This window comes from Klebsiella sp. HMSC16C06, assembly GCF_001808325.1.
Taxonomy (GTDB): domain Bacteria; phylum Pseudomonadota; class Gammaproteobacteria; order Enterobacterales; family Enterobacteriaceae; genus Klebsiella; species Klebsiella variicola.
In genome coordinates this window covers 373,850-384,710 of record NZ_KV792988.1, presented here as the reverse complement: position 1 = coordinate 384,710, position 10,861 = coordinate 373,850, and the positions used below count along the sequence as shown (strand labels likewise).

12 protein-coding genes are annotated in these 10,861 nt (G+C 58.7%); 4 read left to right on the top strand and 8 right to left on the bottom strand.

Annotation, left to right across the window (positions count from 1 at the left end; all coding sequences use genetic code 11):
• Positions 1 to 242: 242 nt before the first annotated feature.
• The 3 genes from HMPREF3142_RS06580 to HMPREF3142_RS06570 all read right to left on the bottom strand — a co-directional run bounded on the left by HMPREF3142_RS06580 (position 243) and on the right by HMPREF3142_RS06570 (position 3,298).
• Positions 243 to 1,196: an aldo/keto reductase gene (locus HMPREF3142_RS06580; protein WP_012968772.1), complete on the bottom strand. Its 954-nt coding sequence runs from the start codon at positions 1,194 to 1,196 to the stop codon at positions 243 to 245.
• 127 nt (positions 1,197 to 1,323) lie between these two features.
• Positions 1,324 to 2,100 carry an ABC transporter substrate-binding protein gene (locus tag HMPREF3142_RS06575; protein WP_002892707.1) on the bottom strand — a complete coding sequence of 259 codons (777 nt, stop codon included), beginning with the start codon at positions 2,098 to 2,100 and terminating at the stop codon, positions 1,324 to 1,326.
• 19 nt (positions 2,101 to 2,119) lie between these two features.
• The gene (locus tag HMPREF3142_RS06570; protein WP_012542544.1) at positions 2,120 to 3,298 is read right to left on the bottom strand and encodes a M20 aminoacylase family protein; all 1,179 of its coding nucleotides are present in this window, start codon (positions 3,296 to 3,298) and stop codon (positions 2,120 to 2,122) included.
• A 234-nt stretch (positions 3,299 to 3,532) separates the two neighbouring features.
• Here HMPREF3142_RS06570 and HMPREF3142_RS30115 point away from each other — a divergent pair, with 234 nt between their 5' ends.
• Entirely contained in the window at positions 3,533 to 4,120 is a 588-nt protein-coding gene (locus HMPREF3142_RS30115) for a lipid-binding SYLF domain-containing protein (protein ID WP_008805508.1), read from the top strand.
• Between the two features lie 64 nt (positions 4,121 to 4,184).
• On the opposite strand, the gene HMPREF3142_RS06560 is transcribed toward HMPREF3142_RS30115, so the two are convergent.
• Both HMPREF3142_RS06560 and HMPREF3142_RS06555 read right to left on the bottom strand, forming a co-directional pair.
• The gene (locus tag HMPREF3142_RS06560; protein WP_008805507.1) at positions 4,185 to 4,640 is read right to left on the bottom strand and encodes an RcnB family protein; all 456 of its coding nucleotides are present in this window, start codon (positions 4,638 to 4,640) and stop codon (positions 4,185 to 4,187) included.
• A gap of 168 nt (positions 4,641 to 4,808) precedes the next feature.
• Positions 4,809 to 5,198, bottom strand: coding sequence for a hypothetical protein (locus HMPREF3142_RS06555; protein ID WP_002892699.1), 390 nt, complete (start codon positions 5,196 to 5,198; stop codon positions 4,809 to 4,811).
• 271 nt (positions 5,199 to 5,469) lie between these two features.
• Here HMPREF3142_RS06555 and HMPREF3142_RS06550 point away from each other — a divergent pair, with 271 nt between their 5' ends.
• Genes HMPREF3142_RS06550 through HMPREF3142_RS06540 form a run of 3 tightly spaced genes read left to right on the top strand, consistent with a single transcriptional unit; the run spans position 5,470 to position 8,471 of the window.
• Positions 5,470 to 6,588 carry an ABC transporter substrate-binding protein gene (locus HMPREF3142_RS06550; protein ID WP_070611865.1) on the top strand — a complete coding sequence of 373 codons (1,119 nt, stop codon included), beginning with the start codon at positions 5,470 to 5,472 and terminating at the stop codon, positions 6,586 to 6,588.
• A gap of 60 nt (positions 6,589 to 6,648) precedes the next feature.
• Positions 6,649 to 7,677: a FecCD family ABC transporter permease gene (locus HMPREF3142_RS06545; RefSeq protein WP_162494475.1), complete on the top strand. Its 1,029-nt coding sequence runs from the start codon at positions 6,649 to 6,651 to the stop codon at positions 7,675 to 7,677.
• Positions 7,674 to 8,471, top strand: a complete 798-nt coding sequence (locus HMPREF3142_RS06540; RefSeq protein WP_070611863.1) for an ABC transporter ATP-binding protein — start codon at positions 7,674 to 7,676, stop codon at positions 8,469 to 8,471. Before HMPREF3142_RS06545 ends, HMPREF3142_RS06540 begins: the two co-directional genes overlap by 4 nt.
• A 40-nt stretch (positions 8,472 to 8,511) precedes the next feature.
• Here HMPREF3142_RS06540 and HMPREF3142_RS06535 read toward each other — a convergent pair whose 3' ends face one another.
• The 3 genes from HMPREF3142_RS06535 to HMPREF3142_RS06525 all read right to left on the bottom strand — a co-directional run bounded on the left by HMPREF3142_RS06535 (position 8,512) and on the right by HMPREF3142_RS06525 (position 10,774).
• A complete protein-coding gene (locus tag HMPREF3142_RS06535) occupies positions 8,512 to 9,654 on the bottom strand; it encodes an HlyD family secretion protein (protein ID WP_032732644.1) in 1,143 nt (380 codons plus the stop codon).
• On the bottom strand, positions 9,654 to 9,998 hold the full coding sequence (locus HMPREF3142_RS06530; RefSeq protein WP_008805501.1) for a DUF3302 domain-containing protein: 345 nt from the start codon (positions 9,996 to 9,998) through the stop codon (positions 9,654 to 9,656). The genes HMPREF3142_RS06535 and HMPREF3142_RS06530 overlap by 1 nt, the downstream gene beginning before the upstream one ends.
• A 134-nt stretch (positions 9,999 to 10,132) precedes the next feature.
• Complete coding sequence (locus HMPREF3142_RS06525; protein WP_072121882.1) at positions 10,133 to 10,774, bottom strand: helix-turn-helix domain-containing protein; 642 nt, start codon at positions 10,772 to 10,774, stop codon at positions 10,133 to 10,135.
• Between the last annotated feature and the right edge of the window lie 87 nt (positions 10,775 to 10,861).

Below are 10,861 nucleotides of genomic sequence, written 5' to 3'. Positions count from 1 at the left end.
GGCGGCGACTGGCCGCCCCCTGTGCGCTCCCTGTGCCATGAGTGACATAACGCAGAAAAAATATCGGGAGCGCAATCAGCCCGGAAATAGCACAGGAGTGGTAGCCCTGCTAAGCGCAGCGCGAGCAGGGGCATTTCCGGTTGCGCCGTCATTTCGCCGGGTGGCGGCTGGCGCCTTAACCGGCCTACGGTCCGCGTCATGTATAGCCCTTCTCCCTCTCCCCGCCGGGGAGAGGGAGTGACTCAGGCGCTGGCGCTGTCCAGTCGCGCCACTTGCTCCGCGCTCAGGCTCAGCGCCGCCGCGCGGGCAAAACTCTCCACCTGAGCCACGCTGGTGGCGCTGGCGATCGGCGCGGTCACGCCTTCGCGGCCGATCAGCCACGCCAGGGCCACCTCAGCCGGCTTCGCCCCCTGCTCGTCCGCGACCGCCACCAGGGTATCGATAATCCGCATCCCGCGCGGATTCAGGTACTTACCAATCCCCCCTCCGCGCTGGCTCTGGGCCAGATCCGACGGCTGGCGGTACTTACCGGTTAAGAACCCGGAGGCCAGGCTGTAGTAGGTCACCACTCCGATGTCGCGGCTGACGCAGAGATCGCACAGCGCGCCTTCAAACGCGGAGCGGTGGTAGAGGTTATATTCCGGCTGCAGCACCTGCCAGGCAGGCAAGCCGCCTTTACGCGCTACCTCCAGCGCCCCCGCCAGCTGCATCGCATCCAGGTTAGAGGCCCCCATGGCGCGGATTTTTCCGGCCTGCTGCAGGCTGTGGAAAGCCTCCAGCGTTTCCTCCACCGGGGTTTGCGGATCCGGCCAGTGGGAGAAGTAGAGATCAATGTAGTCGGTATTCAGGCGGCGTAAGGAGTCATCTACCGCCTGTTGGATCCAGGCTTTGCTGAGCCCTTTATGGCCGGGTAGGCCTAAATCGGAGCCGACTTTGGTGAAGATTTTGACCTTATCGCGCATGCCGGGGCGCGCCTGCAGCCAACGACCGATGATGGTTTCGGATTCGCCGCCCTGGTTGCCTTCCGCCCAGCGGGAATAAACATCCGCCGTATCGATAGCGTCAAAACCGTGGTCAACAAAAGCATCAAGAAGAGCAAAACTGGTTTTTTCATCGATGGTCCAGCCAAAGACGTTGCCGCCAAAGACTAATGGGGCGATGGAAAATCCGGTTTTACCCAATGGACGTGTCATCATGCCGAGTACTCCTTAGCTTATATTCTGCTTCCCTCAGGTAACCGCAGGGGTCAGGAGAGGAGGTGATTGGATAATCAGAAAAGGAATCTTACGGCGGGCGCTCCACGCCCGCAGGTACACTCAGACATTATGTCCCGGAATAAACATCAAAGCTAAAATATTTGCCGGCTAATTTTTTATAGGTGCCGTCGGCCAGAATCTTCGCAATGGCACCGTTAATTTCCTGACGCAGTGCCTCATCGTCTTTACGCAAGCCGATCGCCGCCCCGGCGCCAAACAGCGTATCGTCCTGCAGATGGCCGCCGACAAAGGCGAATTCCTTACCCTGCGGCTGCTGCAGGAAGCTGTAGTCGGCCATCATCCCGGAGAGCACTGCGCCGTCGATGCGCCCGGACTCCAGGTCACGCACCACGCTATCGGCCCCCTGGTAGGCCACAATGTTAATCCCCTGCGGCCGCCAGTGCTGGTTAACATAAGTCTCCTGCGCCGAGCCCTGCTCCACGCCGATGGTTTTGCCCTTCAGCTGTTCCGGCGTATTGCCCTGCAGGGTATTTTTACGCGCCACGAGGAACACCGGCCCGTTATATAGCTTGTCGCTAAAGGCAATCTGCGCTTTGCGCTTCTCGGTCATGTACATCCCGGAAAGGATCGCGTCGAATTTACGCGCCTTCAGCGCCGGGATAATGCCGTCGAAATTGCTTTCCACCCACACGCATTTCGCCTGCAGCTGCTGGCAAATGGCGTTGCCTAAATCGATATCAAACCCCGCCAGCTTGCCCTGCGGATCTTTCCATTCAAACGGCGCGAAAGTCGGGTCGACGCCGAAGCGGATCTCCTTTCCCCCTTCGGCCAGCGCCGACGTCGACGCCATTAATGCCAGCCATAGCAACAGTGATTTTTTCATTCGCGTTCTTCTCCAGAGATTAGCGACAGTGCTTTTCCACCAGGCGGGCGAACAGCGTCGCGCCGGTGGTGATAATGTCATCGTTAAAGTCGTAGCCGGGGTTGTGCACCATGCAACCGCCCTTCTCCCCTTTCTCACCGTTGCCGAGCAGGAAGTAGCTCCCTGGGCGTTCGCGCAGCATAAAAGCGAAATCCTCGCTGGCGTTCATCGGCGAGACCGACTCCAGTACCCCTTCGCGGCCAAACACTTCCAGCGCCAGCGCCCGGGCGAAATCGGTCTCTTCAGGGCTGTTGGTTAATACCGGGTAGGAGTCGTACACCTCCACTACGCTGCTGGCGCCATAGCTTTTGGCGGTAAAGTCAGCGAGCTCGTGAATACGCTTGATCAGCAGATCGCGAATGTCCGGCTTCATCGCCCGCACGCTCAGCTCCATCACCACGCTCTCCGGAATGACGTTGGAGGCGATACCGGCCTGGAAGGTGCCGACGCTGACCACTGCCGTTTCCCCCGGCGGCACGTTGCGCGCCACGATGCTCTGCAGGGCCATCACCAGCGCTGCGCCGGCGACGATCGGGTCGACGGTTCGCTCCGGATGGGCGCCGTGGCCGCCGTAGCCGGTAATCGTAATTTTGACGGTGTCCGCCGAGGCCATAAAGTTGCCGGCATAGAAGCCCAGCTTGCCCACTGGCAGCCCTGGCATGTTGTGCAAGCCAAAGATGCGTTCGCAGGGGAACTGCTCGAACAGCCCGTCTTTAATCATTAAATCGGCGCCGCCGATAGCCTCTTCCGCCGGCTGAAAAATCAGATGCACCGTGCCGTTAAACTGGCAGGCCGGCGAGGCGATGTATTTCGCCGCCGCCAGCAGAATGGTGGTATGGCCGTCATGGCCGCAGGCGTGCATTTTTCCGGGTACCGTACTGGCCCAGGGCAAATCAGTAGTTTCATGGATCGGCAGCGCGTCCATATCGGCGCGCAGGCCAATAGTACGCGGCGAGTCGCCCTTGCTCAGGCTGCCGACGACGCCGGTTTTACCGAGGCCGCGGGTGACCTGATAGCCCCACTCCGCCAGTTTGCCAGCCACCAGCTCACTGGTATTAAACTCTTCCAGACTTAATTCCGGATTGGCATGTAAATAATGACGGATAGAAATCATTTCATCTTCCGTCGCTTTAATTTCGGGGATTACATAATCACTCATGCCGTTCTCCGGGAAATAAATTAAGGACTTAACACGGTAACGTGGTGGAAACTTTATGCAAGCAGCATTTCTAATACCTGGAATGAACTCATCTTATTTAATAATCCGCACATTACAGAGTAATAAATAATAAAAATAGTGAAATTTAAAAATAAACGTTTATTTTATGGAGGATTTACCGTTATTTAACCTACCATTCCCGACCATATTCAGATTTAAATAAAATAAACGTGTATGAAATTACAGACGCTTTCCCTCGCCGCCATCGTCATGCTAGCGGGCTGCAGCGCGCAGGGCGATACCGCCAGCCAGCAGCGGGCCAGCATCCAGAAGATGCGCAGCGAAACCCTCAACAAGCTTTACGCCCTGCAGCCTGAGGCCCGCAGTGATATTCAGCATGCGAAGGGGTATGCGGTGTTTGCCAATAACAGCAGCAAGATCCTGCTGTTCGGGTTTGGCAGCGGTTACGGCGTGGTGCGGAATAAGGCCACCGGGAAGGATACCTATATGAAAATGGCCCAGGGCGGCGCCGGCCTGGGGATGGGGATTAAGCAGCAGCGCACGGTGCTGGTTTTCCATGATAAAGCGGCCCTGGAGACCTTTATTCGCCAGGGATACATGGTTGGCGCCGATGCGAATGCCGCCGCAAAATATGATGACAAAGGCATCGCGCCGATCGCCGCCTCCACCAGCGGCGTGGCGTCAGATACCGCCTCCCTGCCCTCGAAGGTCAACGTCTACGACCTGACCGAAAAAGGGCTGGCCGCCCAGGCAATGATCAATGGTTATAAATACTGGCCGGATGCTGCGCTGAACCCGTAGCTTTCCGCGAGTGCGCCATCGCCGGATCAGGCTTTCCCTGACCCGGCGTCGCGGAGCAGCGCATTTAGTGGCCGAGGGCGCCGCTCACCAGAATCGAGGTGATGATCCCGGTCGCCGCAGCGATCAGCACATAGTTACCGTCGATATAGGACCAGTGATGGCCTTCCGGCGGGGGCGGCAGGCCGCGGTCGCTCCAGTCGCGGACGCGATATTCATCGCCACGGAACGGCGCCGGAGCCGGGTGTCCTTTGCGGAAATCGTTCCCGCGCCAGGCGAAATGGTCCTGCTCATGACGTGCCTGATCGCGTTTGCCATGACCGTCGCGATCCGGGCCACGCTGGTCATGGTCGCCCTGATGATGCGCGTCAGGTCCGCCCTGCGGCGCATGCCCATCATGGTCCGGACCGTTCTGCCACACCGTTGGCTGCCCCGGGCGATGGCCGTCGTTCGGGCCATCGGCAAAGGCCGGGACGCTCAGCACACACGATAAAATTACTGCCAGAGAAATCATCTTTTTCATGGTACACCTCCTGATTCAGCTCCTTTGTACCGGGCAAATGTGAAGAAAGAGTGAGTAACTGGTTAACCAGGACGATTCCTGGCATCGGCTGTCGGGAAGAGGTTGTGCTGATGGCGGGGCAATAAAAAAGGCCGCTTTCGCGACCTTGATTCAGACAGGTAAAAGGACTTATTCAGTCACTTTATTTTTTAACTCTTCGGCGCCGGTTTTGGTTTTATCCCAGCCCTTTTCCGCACCGGATTTGGTGGCATTCCAGCCTTTTTCACTGACCTCTTTGGTCTTATCCCACCCCTTCTCGGTGCCTTCTTTGGTCTTGTTCCAGGTTTTCTGCGCGCCTTCGCTCACCTGGCTGCCAACGCTGTCCTGCTTGCCTTCGGCAGCATGTTTCGCCTTCAGCTGCTGCTCTTCGCCCTCATGCTGGGCCTGGTGCAGCTTCTCTTTGGCGGTGTTGGCATTGGCATTCGCCGCCGCGACGGTATCATCTGTTGCATGTGTTGTCGCAGCAAAAACCGGAGCTGCAACCAGAATAGCCGATAACGCAATCATTGCTTTTTTCATAATATCCTCTCTCACGTGTCGTGTTATGAGTCGCATTCAGGATGGCACAACGAACCGGGGATGACATTAGGAATTAGCCTGAAAAACGTCTTCGACCTCCAGCCATGGCAGAAAATGCTGCCGCCGTGCGCGCCCTGTCGGCGTTGGCATAATTTCCAACATGTTTGTTACATTTTATGAAATTTGTCCTTGATATACTTGCCGTTGATGTTTGTTCGAGAATAATTCTCAGAATCATTATATTTATAAATTGGCAAACGGAACTCCTTTTATGGCAAGAAAATCAGTAAGATCGCTGTTACTTACTGCGCTGATCGCGACGCCCCTCTTCAGCTATGCAACCCAATATCCCCTGACGGTCACTGACCTCGACGGCCGGCAGGTCACCCTGGCCAAAGAGCCGCAGCGTATTATTTTGCAGGATGGCCGCGACATTATGACCCTCGCCCTGCTGGACCGGGACAATCCGTTTAAACGGCTGGTGGCATGGAATAATCTGGCGAAAAAGCAGGATGTTGCCACCTGGCAGATGCTGAAAACGACGTGGCCGCAGTCGGCCACGATCCTTGACATGGGCTTCAGCGACAAAGGGAACGTCGATCTTGAAAGCGTCATCGCCCGTCAGCCGGATCTGATGATCGCCCAGCTGCGCGCCAGGCCAGCGCTGATGGAGAGCGGCGTCATCGACAAGCTCAGCGCCCTGCACGTTCCGGTGCTGTTTGTCGACTATGAGATAGACCCGGCGAAAGATACCGCCCCCAGCATCGACCTGCTGGGCAAAGTCCTTAACCGCGAGAGCCAGGCCAAAGCCTTTACCGATTACTATCGTCAGCAGCTGCAGACGATTCGCCAGAAAACCGCGGCCATCACGCCGAAGGCCAACGTCTTCGTGGAAGCGCTGGCCGGCAACAGCGACGCCTGCTGCTTTACCCACGGCCACAGCGGCTGGGGCGGGCTGGTGGAGGCGGTCGGGGCGAACAATATCGGTTCGCAGCTGCTGCCGGGCGCCTCCGGGTTCGTCTCGCTGGAGAAAATCATCAGCATGAAGCCCAACGCCTGGATCATGACCGGCTCGAAGCGCGGCAACAGCCAGGTGCTGCCCCTGGGTTATGAGGTTAAGCCGGAGGCGGTGAAGGCCCAGGCGCAGATCCTGCTGGCGCGACCTGGGGTCAGCCAGATCCCGGCGGTACAGGAAAAGCGGGCCTATGGCGTCTATCACCACTTCTATAACCACCCGTGGAATATTGTCGGCATGGAATACCTGGCGAAAGATATCTACCCGCAGGCCTTCGGCGATCTCAACCCGGATGAGACTTACCATTATATCGTGCGCCATTTCACCGACCTGCCGGACCAGCCGTTCGTCTTCTCCTGGCAGCAGAGCGAGTAATCCGGCATGCGTTTAACCTCCGACTCCGTGCTCGACGGGCTGCCCGCCGGGACCTCTGGCGTGATAGATGACTATCGCCGTATCGTGCGTCGCCGTCTGCTGCTGATGCTCCTGCTGGCGCTGTTGATTGTCGCGTCGCTGCTGCTCGATTTTATGCTCGGCCCCTCCGGTCTGCCGCTGCAGAGCCTGTGGCAGACGTTAACCGATCCGGCCAGCGCCGATCCGGGCACGCGCGCCATCGTCTGGGATATCCGTCTGCCCTATGCGGTGATGGCGATTATCGTCGGCCTGGCGCTGGGACTGGCCGGCGCCGAAATGCAGACCATCCTCAATAACCCTCTGGCCAGTCCGTTTACCCTGGGCGTCTCCTCGGCTGCGGCGTTTGGCGCCGCGCTGGCGATTGTGCTGGGTATTGGCCTGCCCGGTATTCCCGGCCAGTGGTTTATCTCGGCCAACGCCTTTATCTTCGCCCTGCTGGCGGCCCTGCTGCTGGACGGCATCACCCGCTGGACCCAGGTGGCCACCTCCGGGGTCATCCTGTTCGGCATCGCGCTGGTCTTTACCTTTAACGCCCTGGTCTCGATGCTGCAGTTCATCGCCAACGAAGACACGCTGCAGGGGCTGGTGTTCTGGACCATGGGCAGCATCGACCGCGCCTCCTGGAGCAAAGTCGCCATCCTGCTGGTCGCCCTGGCGCTGGTGATGCCCCTGTCGCTGCGCAGCGCGTGGAAGCTGACCGCCCTGCGGCTGGGCGAGGACCGGGCCATCAGTTTTGGTATTAACGTTCGCCGCCTGCGCCTGACCACGCTGCTGCGGATCAGCATTCTGTCGGCGCTTTCGGTGGCCTTTGTCGGGCCAATCGGCTTTATCGGCCTGGTGGCGCCGCATATTGCGCGGATGCTCTTCGGCGAAGACCATCGCTTTTATCTGCCCGCCAGCGCGCTGATCGGCGCTCTGGTGCTCTCCCTGGCCTCCATCGCCTCGAAGAACCTGATCCCGGGGGCCATTATTCCGGTGGGGATCGTCACTTCCCTGGTCGGGGTCCCGTTCTTTTTGAGCATTATTTTACGTCATCGGGGGCAGGCATGAGCGACCAGACGTTATCCGGGCTGTCGCTGTCTTACTTCAGCGCCGGCTACCCCAGACGCAAGGTGATCGAGAACCTGACGGTTCCCCATCTGCCGCGAGGGAAAATCACCGCGCTGCTGGGGCCAAACGGCAGCGGTAAATCAACGTTAATGCGGGCGATGGCGGGTCTGGGACCCTGCCGCGGCGAGCTGCTGCTGGAGGGGGAAAATCTGCTGACGCAGCCGTTCTCACGTCGCGCAGAGCAGGTGGTCTATCTTCCGCAGACGCTGCCCGCCGGCGTGCATCTGCATGTGCTGGAGTCGATTATCGTTGCCCAGCGCGCCGCCGGAGGACGCCACAGTCCGCAGCACCAGGAGGAGGTGATGGCGCTGCTGCGGCAGCTGGGGATTGCCCATCTGGCGATGAGCTACCTCGATCAGCTCTCCGGCGGGCAAAAGCAGCTGGTGGGTCTCGCCCAGTCGCTGATCCGCCAGCCGCGCCTGCTGCTGCTCGACGAACCGCTCAGCGCCCTTGACCTCAACTACCAGTTTCACGTGATGGATCTGGTACGCCGGGAGACCCGACGGCGCAACATCGTAACCCTGGTGGTGGTGCACGATATCAATATTGCCCTGCGTCATGCCGACCACGTGCTGATGCTCAAGGCGGGCCAGTTGCTCGGCGACGGCACCCCGGCCGCGGTCATCACCCCCGAGACCCTGGCGGCCGTCTATGGGGTGCGCGGGCGTATTGAACCCTGTTCGCAGGGGGTGTGGCAGGTCATTATTGACGGCCTGGTGGACAGCGAGGCCTGACTGCGGCGCGGGGCGGCACGTCCGCCCTGCGCCCGCCGGCTTAGTGATCGAGATAGAGGTAGTTTTCCCAGCTTTTCATGCGGATCAGGATCTTCCTGATCAGCGACAGCTCTTTCAGGTGATCCGAGTAGACCGCCGCCTCAAGGGTGGCCCCCTGCGGCAGAGCGTATTCGGCAAATCGCGGATCGGTCACCTTCAGCACCACCAGCGCCCGGCCATGGGTATTGAGCGCGTCTGTGGTCAGCAGTTTGCCCTGCCCCTGGAACTGGCTCTCGCCAATCGCCGGCAGCACGTCGGCCACTTCTCCGCGAAAGACGGTGCCCGGGATAGCCGGAAACATCAGCTCCGCGGGCTCGCCTTTGTGCAGACGCTGCAGGGCGTTCTGGCGAAATGCCGCGACGTACTCCCGCGAGGCGACGCCCTCCACCGGCACAAAGGTCATCAGCGGGATCATCCCCAGCGCAGTGGACATGGTACCCGGCCGTAAGCCGACGGTACTGACATAGCCATCCTCCGGGGCACGGACGACGGTGTTCTCCAGCTGAAACTGCGCCTTTTGCAGCTGCGCCAGCAGGGAGGCCACGGTGGTATTTTTGCCCTTCACCACCGAGTCCAGCGCGTTGCGCGCCTGCACCACCTTTGCCTGAGCCGCGCTGACGCTGGCTTCATCGGCCTTCCACGTCTGCAGACGGGTATCAACCATTTGATCGGAGAAGGCGCCCTGGGCATGACCCTCCCGATAGCGGGCATATTCCCGCCGCGACTGGTCGCGCTGGGCCACCGCTCTGCTCAGCTCGGCCTGCGCCTGGCTTAACGCCGCGTTTAAGGAGAGCGCATCCTGACTGGCCGCTTTTATCTGCGCCTGCAGATCGTCTACTTTTGCCTGGAACGGCGTCGGGTCGAGGGTAAACAGCACATCGCCCTTATGCAGCATCTGGTTAGGCTTCACCGGTACGCTCTGCACCCGGCCGCGCACCTGCGACACAATCGGCACGGTACGAAACACCTGGTTACCAACGTCGGTATACGGGAAGTTGTAGTTCATCCCGAAGATCACCGCGCCAATCAGGGCGATACCGCCGAGCACCGCCGTCGGTACGGTCCACTTATTGAGCGGGATGCGGAATACTTTAAACACCACGATGCACAGCGCGGCGTAGGTCAGTAACATTAACGTTTCCATTAGTTTGCCTCCTCCGCTTTCAGCGCAGCCACCTCGCGCTGGACCTGTTCCAGTTGCTGGACCACCGTTTCCAGACGCTGATGCAGCGCCTGCTGATCGTCGGCAATGTGGCGCATTCCCCACCCGCGATCTTCGCGCCACAGCGTTGCCCAGATCCATAACAAAGGCCACAGGGCGTGCAAGGTAAATAAGCTAACCCAGCCGGCATAATGAATCGCATCCTGATGAGGATGGCGCCGCTCTTTGGCAATTTCATAAGGAATATCGTGAATAACAATCACGCCATAAAACAGTATTAAGGCCACGGCGATCAGAATGGCCAGCGCAACATAATCCAGGGTCATAAAATAACTCCAGAGTGAAAGGTTAACTTAATAAAACAGCCAGATTCAGACGTAACGGGGCCGGGGAAAAAGCGCGCTTAGCGCTTTCCCTGGCGGTGATAGCAACGTGATGGCGTGAATCTGCCGAATCGGGTTCAGAATTTCTCAGGAATATGACGGTCGATGGAGATCAGCTTGCCTTTTTTCACCGTGATATATCCCCCCTCGCGCAGCGCGGCCAGCACCTGGTACACATAGCTGCGCGAGAGATTGGTTCGTTTAATAATAAATGCCGACAGGCTCTCATGCTGACCACCATCGATTTCGCTGCGATATAGATAGCGCGACAGCATCGATTTAATGGTCTGAAAACTGGTCTGGCTGCCACGTTCATAGTGGGCATCAAGGGCAAATATGCCCATATAGGCCAGGATCGTGGTCAGCTCTTGCATATAGCCCGGCGACGAATGAAAGAATATTCGCTCAAAATCGCTGGCGGTTATTTTCGCCAGCTGGCACTCGCCCAGACACCGATAATAGAGCGCGACCGACGGACAATAATGTTCCAGTAATCCTAACGGCATATGCGCGATAACAATCCCGACCAGGTTCTGCTCATCGCCAAAGGCCAACGTCATTTGCCCCTGCAGCAGAAAGTAGAGATAGCCCGGCTGCGGAATAAAGCCCTGGTCTTTGCCCAAACTCAGCGTTTCACTGCAGGCGATCACCGCCGGCAGATGCGTGGTCAGCGTCAGATTCTGGTACCGATCGTAAATATCGCCAAAACTGGGGTTCATCGCGCTGCGCACTCCTTTACCTTTGGCCACCGCGGCGGGGCTAACCGCGACCTGTTGAACTATACCTAAGCGGGTGGGGAAGGAAAA